General features: G+C 69.5%; 11 protein-coding genes and 1 riboswitch. Of the genes, 5 read left to right on the top strand and 6 right to left on the bottom strand.

The features are described 5' to 3' along the window. Nucleotides 1–85: 85 nt before the first annotated feature. The 4 genes from gcvH to P1U75_RS20405 form a co-directional block, all read right to left on the bottom strand. Nucleotides 86–445, bottom strand: coding sequence for a glycine cleavage system protein GcvH (gcvH, locus tag P1U75_RS20420; protein ID WP_300246673.1), 360 nt, complete (start codon nt 443–445; stop codon nt 86–88). A 23-nt stretch (nt 446–468) separates the two neighbouring features. Next, on the bottom strand, nt 469–1,593 hold the full coding sequence (gcvT, locus tag P1U75_RS20415) for a glycine cleavage system aminomethyltransferase GcvT (protein WP_300246672.1): 1,125 nt from the start codon (nt 1,591–1,593) through the stop codon (nt 469–471). A 154-nt stretch (nt 1,594–1,747) separates the two neighbouring features. Further along, nucleotides 1,748–1,836, bottom strand: a riboswitch (glycine riboswitch). Between the two features lie 51 nt (nt 1,837–1,887). Next, a complete protein-coding gene (locus P1U75_RS20410; RefSeq protein WP_300246671.1) occupies nt 1,888–3,348 on the bottom strand; it encodes a glutamine synthetase family protein in 1,461 nt (486 codons plus the stop codon). Nucleotides 3,349–3,363: 15 nt separating this feature from the next. Beyond that, the gene (locus tag P1U75_RS20405) at nt 3,364–4,683 is read right to left on the bottom strand and encodes an aromatic ring-hydroxylating dioxygenase subunit alpha (protein ID WP_300246670.1); all 1,320 of its coding nucleotides are present in this window, start codon (nt 4,681–4,683) and stop codon (nt 3,364–3,366) included. A 117-nt stretch (nt 4,684–4,800) separates the two neighbouring features. On the opposite strand from P1U75_RS20405, the gene P1U75_RS20400 reads away from it, so the two are divergent. After that, on the top strand, nt 4,801–5,568 hold the full coding sequence (locus tag P1U75_RS20400; protein ID WP_300246668.1) for a helix-turn-helix domain-containing protein: 768 nt from the start codon (nt 4,801–4,803) through the stop codon (nt 5,566–5,568). 24 nt (nt 5,569–5,592) lie between these two features. On the opposite strand, the gene P1U75_RS20395 is transcribed toward P1U75_RS20400, so the two are convergent. Beyond that, nucleotides 5,593–6,570, bottom strand: a complete 978-nt coding sequence (locus P1U75_RS20395; protein WP_300246667.1) for a hypothetical protein — start codon at nt 6,568–6,570, stop codon at nt 5,593–5,595. 171 nt (nt 6,571–6,741) lie between these two features. Here P1U75_RS20395 and P1U75_RS20390 point away from each other — a divergent pair, with 171 nt between their 5' ends. The 4 genes from P1U75_RS20390 (at nt 6,742) to P1U75_RS20375 (ending at nt 13,530) form a co-directional block, all read left to right on the top strand. After that, entirely contained in the window at nt 6,742–7,068 is a 327-nt protein-coding gene (locus P1U75_RS20390; protein ID WP_300246666.1) for a hypothetical protein, read from the top strand. 61 nt (nt 7,069–7,129) lie between these two features. Further along, nucleotides 7,130–8,119, top strand: a complete 990-nt coding sequence (locus P1U75_RS20385; RefSeq protein WP_300246665.1) for a glyceraldehyde 3-phosphate dehydrogenase NAD-binding domain-containing protein — start codon at nt 7,130–7,132, stop codon at nt 8,117–8,119. Nucleotides 8,120–8,275: 156 nt separating this feature from the next. After that, a complete protein-coding gene (locus P1U75_RS20380) occupies nt 8,276–10,099 on the top strand; it encodes a BamA/TamA family outer membrane protein (protein ID WP_300246664.1) in 1,824 nt (607 codons plus the stop codon). 23 nt (nt 10,100–10,122) lie between these two features. Further along, nucleotides 10,123–13,530 (top strand): translocation/assembly module TamB domain-containing protein, encoded by a 3,408-nt coding sequence (locus P1U75_RS20375; protein ID WP_300246663.1) that lies wholly within the window; start codon nt 10,123–10,125, stop codon nt 13,528–13,530. Here P1U75_RS20375 and P1U75_RS20370 read toward each other — a convergent pair. After that, a complete protein-coding gene (locus P1U75_RS20370) occupies nt 13,524–14,447 on the bottom strand; it encodes a glucokinase (protein WP_300246662.1) in 924 nt (307 codons plus the stop codon). The genes P1U75_RS20375 and P1U75_RS20370 overlap by 7 nt on opposite strands. Nucleotides 14,448–14,565 lie beyond the last annotated feature (118 nt).

Raw genomic sequence — 14,565 nt, 5'->3', positions numbered from 1 at the left:
CCGACACTCGGCGATCACCGGGTTATCCGGGGCTCTGCCCGTTCGGCGTTGGAAAAGGTCCGCTGGACCGTTTTCCGGGCGCGCCTCACCCGATGAATTCCTTGTAGGCGGCCTCGTCCATGTAGTCGTCCATCGGCGACATGTCGGATACCTTCATCTTGAAGAACCAGGCCTCGCCCAGCGCATCCTCGTTGACCAGCCCGGGGTTGTCGACCAGCGCCTCGTTCACCTCGACGATCTCGCCGTCAAGCGGGGCGAGGATGTCGGAGGCGGCCTTGACGCTCTCGATCACGACGATCTCGTCGTCCTTGGTGACCTCGGTGCCGGGCTCGGGCAGTTCGATAAAGACCACATCGCCCAGTTGCTCGGCGGCGTGTTCGGTGATGCCCACGGTGATCAGCTCGCCCTCGGGCAGCAGCCATTCGTGTTCTTCGGTGTATTTCATTGGGTTTCCCTCTTGGACGTGACTTAGCGTTTGAAATTGGCAGGAACGAAGGGCAGCGCGGTCACGGTCGCGGGCAGCCGCTTGCCGCGAACCTCGCCATAGACGGTCGTACCCGGGGCGCTGATGTCGGCAGGCAGATAGCCCATGGCGACGGGGGCGCCGACGGTGGGGCCGAAGCCGCCCGAGGTGATCCGGCCCACCGGCGCGCCGCCCTCTTGCGCGGCGAAAAGATCGACCCCCTCGCGCATCGGTGCGCGCCCCTCCGGGCGCAGGCCGACGCGCTTGCGCGCCGCGCCGCTGTCGAGCTGGTCCAGGACCTGCGCCGCGCCGGGAAAGCCGCCGGCGCGGTCGCCGCCAGTGCGGCGGACCTTCTGGATCGCCCAGGCAAGGCCGGCCTCTCCCGGCAGGGTTTCGGTATCGATATCATGGCCATAAAGGCAGAGCCCGGCCTCCAACCGCAGCGAATCGCGCGCGCCCAGCCCGATCGGGGCTACGTCGTCATGCGCCAAAAGCGCCCGCGCCAGCCGCTCGGCCCGGTCGGCGGGCACCGAAATCTCATAGCCGTCCTCGCCGGTATAGCCCGAGCGCGAGACCCAGGCCTCCACCCCGTCAAGCTCCATCGTGCGCACATCCATGAAGCGCATCGCGGCGGCCTCGGGCGCCAGTTCGGTCAGAACCGCCTCGGCGCGCGGCCCCTGCAACGCCAGGAGCGCGCGGTCCTCCAGCGCGGTCACCGCAACATCGGGTTCCAGCGCCGCCGTCATGCGGGCGATATCCTCGGTCTTGCAGGCGGCGTTGACCACCACGAACAGGTGATCGCCCCGGTTGGCGAACATCAGGTCATCCAGGATGCCGCCCGTGTCGTTCAGGAACAGGCCATAGCGTTGCCGCCCCTCGCCCAGGTCCAGCACGTTCATCGGCACCAGCGCCTCAAAGGCGCGGGCGCTTGCGGCATAGCTGGCGCCGCGCAGCACCGCCTGGCCCATGTGGCTGACGTCGAACAGCCCGGCCTTGTCGCGGGTGTGGGTATGCTCGGCCATGATGCCGGCGGGGTACTGAACCGGCATCTCGTAGCCGGCAAAGGGCACCATCCTGGCGCCAAGTTCCACATGAAGATCGTAGAGCGGCGTTCTGAGCAGTTCCGTCATGGCCCGTCCTGTCTGCAACCGGGGCCGTCTCGACGAACTCCTCCGGCATCCCATTCCAGGCGGAGCTGCGTCCGCCATGCGATGCCCCCTCTGTCCTTTCGCCTGAGATCGTTATCCCTTCGGCGGGCGCGCGGGCGCCACTCTCCAGAGTCAGTCCGAACACACGGTCCCTTGGGCCTGAGAGTTTCCGGGGCGGTTGCTCCTTCGGCACCGGCCATCGGCCGGTTCTCCCGCGTGTTCGGGGGCACACTAGCGACGATGCGAAAGCCGCACAAGAGTGGAAAAGCGTCGGTTTCAGAACAGGTTGAAATACTCCGTCTGCTCCCACTCCGACACGGTCGCGAGATAGCGCGCCCATTCGGCGCGCTTGATCTGCAGCAGGTAGTCGGTGAAATCCGCCCCCAGCGCATCGCGGAACAGCGTCGATGCGTCGAAGGCGGTGATCGCCTCGGCCAGCGAATCGGGCAGCTTCTCGGCCGGCCCGTCATAGGGCGAGGCGGTGGCCGGCGGCGGCACTGCGCCCCGCGCGATCCCGTCCAGCCCCGCGATCAGCTGCGCGGCCAGTGCGTAATAGGGGTTGGCGGCGCTGTCGGGGGCGCGGTTCTCGACCCGGCTGGCCGGATCGCCCGGGGCGGTCAGCGCACGCACCATGGCGCCACGGTTGTCCATCCCCCATTGGATGCGGTTCGGCGCCATCTGGTAGGGCTGATAGCGCTTGTAGCCGTTCACCGTGGGCACCGTCATCAGCGAACAGGCTGCCGCATGGTCCAGCAACCCGGCGACCCAGCCCGCCGCCTGTGGCGACAACGGCCCGTCGCCTGTGCCCGGCGTGAACAGGTTGCGCCCGGAGCCGGTCTCCAGCAGCGACTGGTGGATATGCCAGCCGTTCGCCGCGATATTGGGCAGCCGTGGCTTGGCCATGAAGCTGGCATGCAGGCCGCGGCGGTCGCAGACCGTCTTTGCCATGGCGCGGAACATCATCAGGTTGTCGGCCTGCTCCATCGGTCCGGCGGGATCGAAGGTGAACTCGAACTGGCTCGGCCCGATCTCGATCTCGACCGAGCGCACCGGCAGGCCCAGCGCCTGCGCGTTGCGGCGCAGGTCGTCGAGGATCTCCTCGGCGGCGGCATAGGGCGCCTCGCCCAGAAACTCGAACCCGCGGTTCAGCGGCGCGGTCTCGACCGGCGCACCGGGGGCGCCGGCGGTTCCGGTCTCGCCGTGTTCCACCCCGTCGCGCAATCGGCGAAAGACGTGGAATTCCACCTCCAGCCCGATCACCGACCGCATCTCGCGCGCGGCCAGCGCATCCACCGCCTGCCGCAGAACCGCGCGCGACGAGAACGGCACCGGGCGGCCGTCGCGAAAGACGACATCGCAGAGGATCCAGGCCGAATGCGGCGCCCAGGGCAGCCGCCGGAAGGTTGCCGGGTCCGGCACCAGCAGCACGTCGCTGGCGCCCTGCATCGGGCCCGGCGCCGCCTCGCCCGCGCCGTCCCAGACATCGAAGACCGTGCGGTTCGACGTATCCTTGAGCAGCAGGGTCGAGGCGATCGCCACACCGCCGGTAAAGGCCGAGCGCAGGGCACCCGCCACCAGTGTCTTGCCGCGCAGGATGCCGTGTTGATCCGCGAACAGGATGCGGACCGTCTCGAGCCCGTCCTCGGCCGCGCGCGCGATCACCTCTTCGGCGGCGGCGCAGGCGGCGGACGACAGCGCCCCCATGCGCGCCAGCGCGCCCTCTTTCACCTCGCTCATGTCAGACCGCTCCGCTCAGACCGCCGCGTTCCAGGTGCAGGCGCCCCGACGTTCCGCATCGCTGTTGGCCGTGGCCGCCCCGGGGGCGGTGCCGGCCTCGGCGATGGAATCGTTCGACACCGGCCCGAAGATACCGGCCGGATCGGTGCCGTTACGCATCGGCAGCGCGTCCTCCCGCCCCTCCTTGAGCGCGGCAATGGCGCCGCGCAGCATGCGGCGATAGCGGATGAGACCCACATCGGTCTTGCCCAGATGCTCCTGCGTGCGGTCCTGGATCGACCCCATGCTTTCCACCGCCCACTGGTCGTGCACGTTGATGTCGAGGCCCATGCCGGTATAGGTCTCGCTTTCCTGTTCCTTCGGATCATAGCCGTAATTGTTACGCGCATTCTTGAGCGGCGCATAGTCCGGCAGACGGTGCTCTTTCAGCCGCTGGTCGCGCATCACCGCCTTGTCCACCGGGGCGCCATAGCTGGTGAACATCGAGTACCAGTAGCAATTGTGATCGTCGATCGGCACGTGCCACTGGGTGATGGTCATCTCGCGGCTCATCGGGATGCAGATCGCCTCGGGGAAAATCTGGTTGGTTACCCGCACATGGGTACGCCCGTCATCGAGATGCCGCAGCGCGGTGATCCTCAGGCCGTAGTCGGTCTCCTCCGCGCCGATCTCGGGCCGGGGATAATCGCGCAAGAGCTTGGTCATCGGGATCTCGGTATTCGCGGCGGTGCCGCGGAACTGCTTGCCATAGCTCTCGGCCGGGTCCTCGTCCTGCAGGAACCGGTGCAGGAACGAGGCATGCGCCGGGTCGATCCCCACCTCCAGCGCCTGCAGCCAGTTGCATTCCCACAGCCCCTTGAAGGCAAAGACATGGGTGTCCGGGGCGCGGAAACAGTCGAAATTCGCAAACGCCGGCGGCTCTCCCGGCCCCATGTAGGCCCAGACAATGCCGTTTCTCTCCACCACCGGGTAAGAGGCGGTGGTGATCTGCTCGTGCATGCGGCTGCCCTCGGGCTCGCCCGGCTGTTCGACGCATTGGCCGGTGCGGTCGAAGTGCCAGCCGTGGAACGGGCAGCGCAGCCCGTTGTCCTCCAACCGACCATAGCACATGTCGGCACCGCGATGCGGGCACCGGCGGCCGATCAGGCCCAGCTTGCCCGCGCTGTCGCGGAACAGCACCAGATCCTCGCCCAGCAGGCGCACCGGAACCACCGGGCGACCGCTCATCAACTCGTCGCTCAGGGCGGCAGGCTGCCAGTAGCGGCGCAGAACCTCGCCCGCGTCGGTCCCCTTGCCCACGCGGGTCAGGCTGTCGTTCAATTCCTGGCTGATCATTGCGGCTCTCCCTGGCGACGGCGCGGTCTGCTTGACGCTTGTGCGCATAACGCACAACATGTTAACTATACGATCATGTCTGAGCCATCGAAGCCACCGCTGTCAAGAGGTCCCTCCATGCCCCCCGCCGACCCGCAGGACCGCAACATCGCCGCCACCTTCGCCAAGGGGATGGCGGTGCTGGAGGCCTTCGACGGGCAGGCCCCGGCGCTGACGCTGGCCGATATCGCGCGGCTCACCGGGCAGGACCGCGCCACCGCACGACGCGGGGCGCTGACGCTGATGCACCTGGGCTACCTGCGGCAGGACGGGCGGCAGTTCTCGCTCACCCCCCGGGTGCTGACGCTGGCGGGCGGGTTCCTGCGGGCGCATCGGATCGGACGGCAGGTGCAACCGGTACTGAACCACCACGCCGGTGCGCTGGGGGCGGAAATCACCCTGGCCACCGGCGACGGCGATCGCGTGCTGCTGCTGGCGCAATCGACCGCGCATGGCGGTCCGGTCTCCTACGGGTTCACCCCGGGCAGCCGGCTGCCCCTGTTGCACACAAGCCTGGGCCGGATGCTGCTGGCGGGCGAGGACCCGGAGGGGTTGGAGGCGCGCATCGCCGCAGCCCCCATCGCCCCCCATACCGAGCAGAGCCTGACCGATACTGCGGAGATCGCCGTCCGGATCGGCAGGGCACGTCAGGCGGGGTTCTGCATCACCGACAGCGAGTTCGAGCCGGGCATTACCGGCATTGCCGTCGCCGTCGCGCCCAACGTCGTGCTGGGCAGTTCGCTGCCGCGCGGACGCGACGGGGCCGAGGGGGTCGATGCCCTGCTGCGGGGGTTGCAGACCTGTGCCTCCGAGCTGCGGCAGGCCGGCGCGCTCTCCGGGCTGTGACCTGTCGCCCCCGGTCCACCGCCGCTACCGCAGGGTCGTCATTCCCGTGCCATCCCAATAGAGAATCCCCTCGCATCCGCCGGGCTTTCCGATCTGGCGGCAACTGGCCAGCGAAGATCCCATCGCCACCCCGTCATTACCGTTGCTGAGCGGCTGCAGCCGCACCCCCAGCGCCAACCAGCCCTCCGGCCTGCCGGTTCGGGGATAAAGCGCGCTGATATAGACCTCCGCCGAACACATCGACGCGCCGCAAAACGGGCGCGGCAGGCCGCCCGTGCAGGTGACCTGGCTCCAGTCGAGTACGATATCCTCGGCCCCGTCGCCGTCGATATTGGCCGACAGCATCGCCTGTTCCGTCCATGTCGCCGGCCCGCTGCAGCCGCGCCGGATATCGGCCTCGGCGGCGCGGCGCATCGCCCCGGCCTGCCCCGGCGCCCCGCCCTGCTGCGGCCACGGCAGGCCCACGGCGGTGAACATGGCGCCGCAATAGCCGGCCAGTTGCCGCAGCCCGGCGTCGAAGCCTGCTGCCGAGATCATTTGGCTGCCCCGGTCGGAGCGCAGTTCAAACCGCTCCTGCGCGGCGATCCCGGCAAAGGCGGGGTCGCCCGCCGGCAGGTCGACCTCCCAGGTGCTGAACATCTCGTTCCAGCGCAGCCCGCGCAGCCGGAACCCGGTGTCGCCGACCACCAGCAGCACGTCGTCACGGGTTTGCCGGTGCGCCCCCGGGGGACCGATCACCCGGTCGCTGACATAGACACGAAACGCCCCCGGCGGGGTGATGTCGGGCTCGGTATTGCCGGTCACCGCCGCCGAGAGCCCCTGCGGCGAGCGTTCGCCGCAGACCAGCGCCGGGCCGGGCCCGTCCACCGGCGAGAGCGTGGCGCTGAAAAACGATCCGTCGTCGAACTGCGACATGCTCCAGTCCTGCGCCGCCACGACCGAGGGCAACAGCGCCGACAGCATCGCCAGCCAGACCCTCGCACCACCCCGTCTCATCGCCATCCGCTCATCCCCGCGCCCCGGCGCTGCACCGCGCCGCCGGGTCCAGCTTATGGGGACGACGCGCGCCGTCAACGGCTTCCACGACCGGGGGCTCTGGCGCGGGGGGGCTTCACAGAGGCGTAATAATCTGCTGACATCCTCGCGACGCCCACCAATTTAAGGACCGCTCCGATGAAGAAAGCCATTCTCGGCCTCGTGCTGATGCTGTCGGCCTGTACGGAATTGCCTGCGGATTGGACAGTCAGCCGCGCCGACACGGTCCGTCAGGCGACAGTCTGGGGCCGGGTCTGGACCGTCACGCAGCCGGTTGAGGGCCTTTTCAAGGCGGTGCGCGACGACAACAACCTCAATCCCTACGGCCCGCCGGCCCGGTTGCGCACCCATCAGGCGATCCGCGCCTTTCACGCCGCGACCGGCTGCAAGGCGATCTATTCGACGATGTACCAGACGATCTCGGGCGCCTTCTTCACCCAGCTGGACTGCCCGAAGGGCGACTGATCGGCGCAGGATACACTCCGCGGGATTGAGGTCGGTCAGCCCGCCTGCCATATCTGCGCGCATGAAACTGGCGATCAACGGATTCGGACGGATCGGCCGCAGCATCCTGCGCCAGATCCTGACAGGACCGCGGGAAGCGGACATCGACCTGGTGCTGATCAACGATATCGCACCGGCCGAGACCTGCGCCTATCTGTTCCAGTACGACAGCACCTTTGGCTCCTTTCCCGGAGAGGTGACGGCGCAGGGCGGATGTCTCGAGGCCGGCGGTCGCCGCATCCGCCTGAGTCAACAGGCCGATCTGCGCCAAGTGGACCTCACCGGCACCGACGTTCTGCTCGATTGCACCGGCATCGCCCGCACCTCCGAAGTGGCGCGGCGCGGACTCGACGCGGGCGCGGCCAGGGTTCTGATCTCGGGTCCGTCGCCAGCGGCGGAAGTCACCGTGGTTCTGGGGGCGAACGAGGATGTTCTGGGGGGACAACGGTTGGTCTCCAACGCCTCCTGCACCACCAACGCGCTGGCGCCGCTGGTCAAGGCGATCGACCGGATCGCCGGGATCGACCGGGCGCATATGACGACGATCCATTGCTACACCAACAGCCAACCGCTGGTCGATGCGCCGCGCGGCGACCTGGCGCGCAGCCGGGCGGCAGCGCTGTCGATGGTGCCCACCACCTCCAGCGCCACCCATCTGATCGACGAGGTGCTGCCGCATCTGGCGGGGCGTATCAGCGGCGCCGCAGTGCGGGTGCCCGCCGCCAGCGTCTCGGCGGTGGACCTGGTGGTGCAGCTTGGCCGCGACAGCGACGTGGCGCGCTTTACCGCCGATCTGAAAACCGCGGCCGAGGCCAGCCCGGTGCTGGGCTGGACCGATCGCCCGCTGGTCTCCTCCGACCTGCGGGCACGGCCCGAATCGCTGATCATCGCCCAGCCCGAACTGCACATGATCGGCCCGCGCCAGGCGCGCGTCTTTGGCTGGTACGACAACGAATGGGGATTTTCGGCCCGGATGCTGGACATCGCCGCGCGCATGGCGGGCGCGGCATAGCCACACGCCAGCGGAAACCGGCCAGCCCGCGCCGGATCGGGCAGGTCCGACTAGAAACCGATTTCAACCGAAACAGATCACATGATAATCAGCTTGGACGTTGTCGCCGGCACCGACCCCGCGCCGCCCAGCGTAACGCGTGAACCAGAGGCCGTCATGACCACCATCGCCCGCGCCAAAACAGCCTTGCGCGGCGCCGCCAGGATTGGCGCGGCGCTGTGTCTGGCGCTGGCGCCGGGTGCCGCTGTTGCGCTGGAAACCGCCTTTACCGCCCCCGGCGCGCCCGAGGATCTGAGCGAGCGGTTGCAGACCGCCTCGGCGGTGATGGGGGCCAGGGCGCGCGGGCTGAGCACCGCGCAGGAACTGCTGGCCGCCGCCCAGGCCGATTACGCGACGCTGGTGCAGGTGCTTTACGACCAGGGGTATTTCAGCCCGGTGGTGCATATCCGCCTCGACGGGCGCGAAGCCGCGCAGATCCGGCCGCTCTACCTGCCGCGGAGCATCAACCGGATCGAGGTCTCCGTCACTCCGGGCCGCCCGTTCCGCTTTGGACGCGCCGAGGTGAAACCGCTGGCGCCGGGTACCGAGCTTCCCAAGGGGTTCGCGCCCGGACAGCCGGCGAGTACCGGCGCGATCCGCGACGCCGCCATCGCCGGGGTCGCCGGCTGGCGCGCGGCGGGTCACGCCAAGGCCGCGGTGGCGGGCCAGCGCATCACCGCGAATCACGCGCAGGCCCGGCTGGACGCGGCGGTGACCCTGCGTCCGGGCCCGCAACTGCGGTTCGGACGGATGAGTGTCGTCGGGCCGACCGATGTGCGCGACATCTCGATCCGCCGCATTGCGGGCTTTCCCGAGGGCGAGATCTACGACCCGGAGGCGCTGCGTCGCGTCAACGCTAGACTGCGGCGAACCGGGGCATTTTCCTCGGTCGCGCTGGACGAGGCCGAGACGGCCAACCCGGACGGCACGCTGGACGTGACCGCCTCGGTCGAAGACATGCCAAGGCGCCGCATCTCCTTCGGGGCCGAACTGTCCTCGCTCGCGGGGCTGGATCTGAGCGCGGCATGGATGCACCGCAACCTGTTCGGCGGCGCCGAACGGCTGCGGATCGAAGCGGTGCTGAGCAACATCGGCGGCACCGAGGATCTGGACGGGCGCATCGGCGTCCGCCTCGACCGGCCCGACCGGCTGGGACCGGACGACAGCATCTTTTACCTGTTCGATCTCGAACGGCAGGACCGCACCCATTACCAGGTGACGCGCGGCGGGCTGGGCATCGGGACGCGGCGGGTGTTCTCCGACAAGCTGTTCGGCGAACTGTCCCTGAACGCGCATTATGCCGATGCCGACGACGCCTTCGGCAGCAACCGGAGGTTCCGCTATGCCAGCCTGCCGCTGCGGCTGGAATGGGACCGGCGCGACAGCCCGGTGGATGCGCGGGGCGGCTTCTACCTCGAAGCCGAGGCAATGCCGTTCCTCGGCCTTGCGGGCAGCGCCTCGGGCGGGCGGCTTCGGCTCGACGGGCGCGCCTATCGCTCCTTCGGGGGGGGCGGGCGGATCACCCTGGCGGGCCGGGTGCAACTGGGCTCGGTGGTCGGCGCGGCGCAAAGCGAGGTCTCGCCCGACCTGCTGTTCTTTTCCGGCGGGGCGGGCACCGTGCGCGGCCAGCCCTACGATTCGCTGGGCACCGCCGTGGCCGGCAGCACCCTGCTGGCCGGTGGGCGCGGGTTTCTCGGCGCCTCGCTGGAAGTGCGCGGTCAGGTCACCGAGCGGATCTCGGCGGTGGGGTTCTATGACTACGGCGCGATCGACGCGAGCGCGGTGATCGACGGCAACAGCGTCAGCCACTCCGGCGCCGGGGTGGGCGTGCGTTATGACATCGGCGGATTCGGGCCGATCCGGCTCGACATCGCGTTTCCGGTGGCCGGCAACACCGGCGACGGGATGCAATTCTACATCGGGATCGGGCAGGCGTTTTGACACGGGTTCTGGGCATATTCCTTATGATCGTCGCGCTTGTCGGCGCGCCGTTGCGCGCGCAGGCCCAAGGTGACGATGCCGGCGGGCTGCTGGTGCGGTTCCTCGAGGACACGCTGTCGGACGACAACCGCCGGATCGAGGTGACCGGGCTGGAGGGCGCCTTCAGCGCCCGCGCGACCATTGAGAAACTGACGGTCTCGGATGCGCAGGGCGTCTGGCTCACGATCTCCGGCGCGGTGCTGGACTGGAACCGCACCGATCTGCTGCGCGGCAAGTTCTCGGTCAACGCGCTGACCGCGGATGAGATCATCGTCGCCCGCAAACCGCTTCCGGGAAACGCGGTGGACCTGCCCAGCCCGGAGGCGACCCCCTTTGCTTTGCCCGAGCTGCCGGTCGCGCTGGAGCTGGGCGAGATCGGCGTCGAGCGGTTCGAATTGGGCGAAGAGGTGATGGGCCTCGCCGCCGCGCTGCGGATGCGCGGCACCCTGACCCTGGCCGAGGGCGCGCTCGACACCGCGCTGGCGGTCACCCGGCTGGACCGGCCCGGCGACGCGGTGGATCTGGTCGCGCAATACGCCAACGACACCCGCCGGATCGTGCTGGACCTGAAGGTGATCGAGGATGCCGGCGGGCTGATTTCCACCGCGCTCAACATGCCCGACCGCCCGCCGCTGCTGTTCACCGCCAAGGGCGACGGGCCGGTCGATGATTTCACCGCCGATATCGCCCTTGTCACCGAGGACGCCCAGCGGATCGGCGGCGCGGTGCGCCTGCGCGGAGTGGAACCGCAAGAGGGCACCGCACCGGACACGCCGCTGGGCACCCGGTTTTCCGCCGATCTTTCCGGCGACATCACCCCGATGCTGCCGCCTGACTACCGCGCCTTCTTCGGCCCCGACACCCGCCTTGCGCTGGACGGGGTCAGCCTGCCGGACGGGCGGCTGGAGGTCGGCCAGCTTGACCTGTCCTCTGACGCGCTGACGCTGAACGGCAGGCTTTCGGTGGCCTCGGGCGGCACGCTGGAGAGCGCGCTGCTGCACGGGCGCATCGCACCGCCCTCGGGCGACAGCGTGCTGTTGCCGCTCAGCGGGCCGCAAACCCGGATCGGCGCGGCGCGGCTGACCCTGCGGATGGAGGGCACCGACGCCAGCGACTGGGATCTGACCCTCTCGGCCGACCGGGTGGAGCGGCCCGACCTGACCCTGCGCCGGGCAAACCTGACTGGCCAAGGCACCCTGGACCAGAGCGCCGGGCTGACGCTGGAGGGCACCCTGCGCGCCGGGCTGAGCGGGCTGGATTTCACCGATCCCGCGCTGGCCCGCGCGGTGGGTTCCGAGGTGACGCTGGACGGCGATTTCGCCCTCACCGGGGGCACGCTGACCCTGCAGGGGTTCGACCTGGAGGGCAGCGATTACACTGCCAGTCTCGACGGCACGCTGGACGGGCTGGACAGCGGCTTTGACATGGCCGGGCGGCTGCGCCTCGGAGCGGCGGATCTCGGACGGTTCTCCGGGCTGGCCGGGCGCGATCTGGGCGGCGCGGTCACCGCCGATCTGTCCGGCAGCGGCGCGCCGCTCTCGGGCAGCTTCGATCTGAAACTCGACATGCGGGCGATGGATCTTTCGGCGGGGATCGCGCAGATCGACCCGTTGATCGCCGGGGCCACCGTGGTCTCGCTCGACGTCGCGCGCGACACCGGGGGGCTGACGATCCGGCGCTTCACGCTCGACGGCAGCGCGCTCACTGCCGAGGCGCAGGGCACGCTGGCCAGCACCGACAGCGCGCTCGGCTTTCGCGCCGCGCTGGACGATCTGGCGCGGATCACGCCCAGTGTCTCCGGTCCGCTGACGCTGAGCGGCGATCTGGACCAAGCCGGGGACAACTGGCAGGGCAAGATCACGCTGAAAGGGCCCGACAGCTCCCATGCCGACCTCGCCGGCAGATTCTCGCCCGACGGGCGGGCCGATCTGACCTTCGACGCGCTGCTCGACCGCATCCAGCGCTTTGTTCCCGAACTGCCCGGCCAGGCCACCGCCAAGGGGAGCGCCCGCCGCGATGACGCCGGGCAATGGAGCATCGAGGCCGATGCCACCGGCCCGGCGGGCGTCTCTGCCCGGATCGCCGGCGGGTTCGACGAGACGACCGGCAGCGCCGACCTGACCGCGCGCGGCGACCTGCGGCTGGAGGCGGCGAACCCGTTCATGAAGCCCAACTCGATCACCGGCCGGGCCGAATTCGACCTCGCGCTCAAGGGGCCGCCCGCGCTCTCGTCGCTCAGCGGCCGGATCACTACCTCCGGCACCCGGATGGCGATCCCCTCGGCGGCGCAAACCATCGAGAACATTTCGGGCGGCATCACACTGGATGACTCTCGCGCCGATATCGCGCTTGACGCCGCGCTGGGGGCCGGCGGTGGCCTGCGGCTCTCCGGTCCGGTGGCGCTGACCCCGCCCTATGACGGTCGCATCGGGATCGAGTTGCAAAACCTCGTGCTCACCGACAACAAATCCATCACCTCCTCGGCCAACGGGCGGCTGACGCTTTCCGGTGCGCTCACCGCCGGGCCGCTCTTGTCCGGGCGGATCGAGTTCGGGGAGACCGAAATCAACCTCAGCGCGGTCTCGGGCAGCGCCGCCGCCGCGCCGATCCCGCCGATCAGCCACCGCAACGAACCCGCCGCCGTGCGCGCCACCCGTGCGCGGGCCGGGCTGATCGACACCGGCAACGGCGGATCGGGCCCGGCCATCGGGCTCGACGTGGATCTGGTGGCGCTCAACCGGGTCTTCGCCCGCGGCTTCGGGCTGCAGGCGGAACTGGGCGGCGCGCTGCACCTGGGCGGCACCGCTGCGGCGGTGCAGCCGGTGGGCCAGATCGCCCTGATCCGCGGCACCCTCGACATCATCGGGCGGCGGCTGAAACTGACCAAGGGTATCGTCACCATGCAGGGCGACCTGACGCCTTATGTGGAGTTTGAATCCTCCACCACCACCGAGGACGGCCGCGCCACGATCGAGATCGCCGGCCCCATCGACGGCCCCAAGGTCAGCGTCTTCGCCGAACCCGAGCGCCCCGCCGAGGAGGCGCTGGCGATGCTGGTTTTCGGCAGCCGGGTCGCCGATCTTTCGCCCTTCGTGATCGCCAAGATGGCGGCCTCGCTGGCCACGCTGGGCCGCTCCGGCGGCGCCAAGGATCGCGTACGCAAGGCGATCGGGGTCGATACCGTCGACATCGGCACCGACGCCAGCGGCGCCGGACAGGTCGGCGCCGGCACCTATCTTTCGGACAACGTCTATACCGATTTCAACGTCAACACGCTGGGCGAAACCGAGTTGAACCTCAATCTCGACCTGAGCAAATCGCTCACAGTGAAGGGCAGCGTGAGCAACTCCGGCGATACCGGGATCGGGCTGTTCTACGAACGCGACTACTGAGCGGTGCGGGAAAGCGCCGCCAACCCGCCCAGCGCCGCCGCATCATCGGTGATCAGCCGCAACGGCACCGCCGCTGCGACGGGTTGCAGCGGCCCCGGGCGCGCGAAGGCGGTGACGAACTCGGCACGCGCGGGCGATTGCAACACCCCGCGCGCCACGCTGCCGGCAAGAAACAGCCCGTCGCGCGGCAGGTAGGCCGCCACCATCTCGCGCGCCATCAGCCCCATCAGGCCCGCCATCACGGTGATCGTCTCGCGCGCCGACGCGTCATCGACCGCCGCCTCGACCAGCGCCCGCGCCGAAATCTCCATGTCCCCCGTCCGCACCACGTGCAGCCGCGCCAGCCCTTCACCGGAAAACAGCGCCTCGGCGCTGGGAAACTGGTCTGCCTGCGCGCCCAACGCACCGGCGATCACCGCAGGCAGGGTGGCATGACCCAGTTCGGCCTCCAGCGCCACCGGCCCGGCGGGAGTTACCCGCACCGGCCCGACGTTGAAGCCAGTGCCAAAATTCACCGCCAGTGCCTGCCCGTTGCCCACTTCGCCCCCGGTCGGACGCAGGTCCTCGACCTGGGAGGCATCCAGCCCCGGCAGCGCCAGCGCCAGCGCGGTCAGGTCGTTGACAACGCGCAGAGCGCCATGCCCCGGCAGCCTCAGACGCTCGGCCAGCGCGGCGCGATCGAATCCCCAGTCGCGATTGGTCAGCCGCACCTCGCCCGGCCCGACCGGCCCGGCCACGGCGATGCAGGCTCCGCCCAGGGCGGGATCGCCGCAATCGCGCAGGTAGCGTGCCAGCAGATCCCCCGGCCCAGCCTGCGCGTCGTTGCTCCGGCGTGCCGCGCATTGCAGCCCGCCGTCGCCGCGCAGCAACGCCAGGCGGGTTGCGGTGCCGCCCATATCCGCCAACAGGATCGTCATGCGCGGCCCTCCCCCTTGCCTCGCCGACCACATGGTGCCCTAAACCGGCCCGTCCGCCAAGGTGTCGCTTGCAGGCGACGGACCAGTGGCTAGTCTGTTGCGGGCAACAACAGGGGCG

The organism is Antarcticimicrobium sp. (genome assembly GCF_029212575.1).
Taxonomy (GTDB): domain Bacteria; phylum Pseudomonadota; class Alphaproteobacteria; order Rhodobacterales; family Rhodobacteraceae; genus Antarcticimicrobium.
This window is presented reverse-complemented; position numbering and strand designations above follow the sequence as displayed.

Bases quoted from the DNA above. Each gene is read 5' to 3' on its own strand.
- gcvH (WP_300246673.1), bottom strand. From the start codon at position 445: ATGAAATACACCGAAGAACACGAATGGCTGCTGCCCGAGGGCGAGCTG.
- P1U75_RS20410 (WP_300246671.1), bottom strand. From the start codon at position 3,348: ATGAGCGAGGTGAAAGAGGGCGCGCTGGCGCGCATGGGGGCGCTGTCG.
- P1U75_RS20370 (WP_300246662.1), bottom strand. From the start codon at position 14,447: ATGACGATCCTGTTGGCGGATATGGGCGGCACCGCAACCCGCCTGGCG.
- P1U75_RS20405 (WP_300246670.1), bottom strand. From the start codon at position 4,683: ATGATCAGCCAGGAATTGAACGACAGCCTGACCCGCGTGGGCAAGGGG.
- P1U75_RS20390 (WP_300246666.1), top strand. From the start codon at position 6,742: ATGAAGAAAGCCATTCTCGGCCTCGTGCTGATGCTGTCGGCCTGTACG.
- gcvT (WP_300246672.1), bottom strand. From the start codon at position 1,593: ATGACGGAACTGCTCAGAACGCCGCTCTACGATCTTCATGTGGAACTT.
- P1U75_RS20395 (WP_300246667.1), bottom strand. From the start codon at position 6,570: ATGGCGATGAGACGGGGTGGTGCGAGGGTCTGGCTGGCGATGCTGTCG.
- P1U75_RS20400 (WP_300246668.1), top strand. From the start codon at position 4,801: ATGCCCCCCGCCGACCCGCAGGACCGCAACATCGCCGCCACCTTCGCC.
- P1U75_RS20385 (WP_300246665.1), top strand. From the start codon at position 7,130: ATGAAACTGGCGATCAACGGATTCGGACGGATCGGCCGCAGCATCCTG.
- P1U75_RS20380 (WP_300246664.1), top strand. From the start codon at position 8,276: ATGACCACCATCGCCCGCGCCAAAACAGCCTTGCGCGGCGCCGCCAGG.
- P1U75_RS20375 (WP_300246663.1), top strand. From the start codon at position 10,123: ATGATCGTCGCGCTTGTCGGCGCGCCGTTGCGCGCGCAGGCCCAAGGT.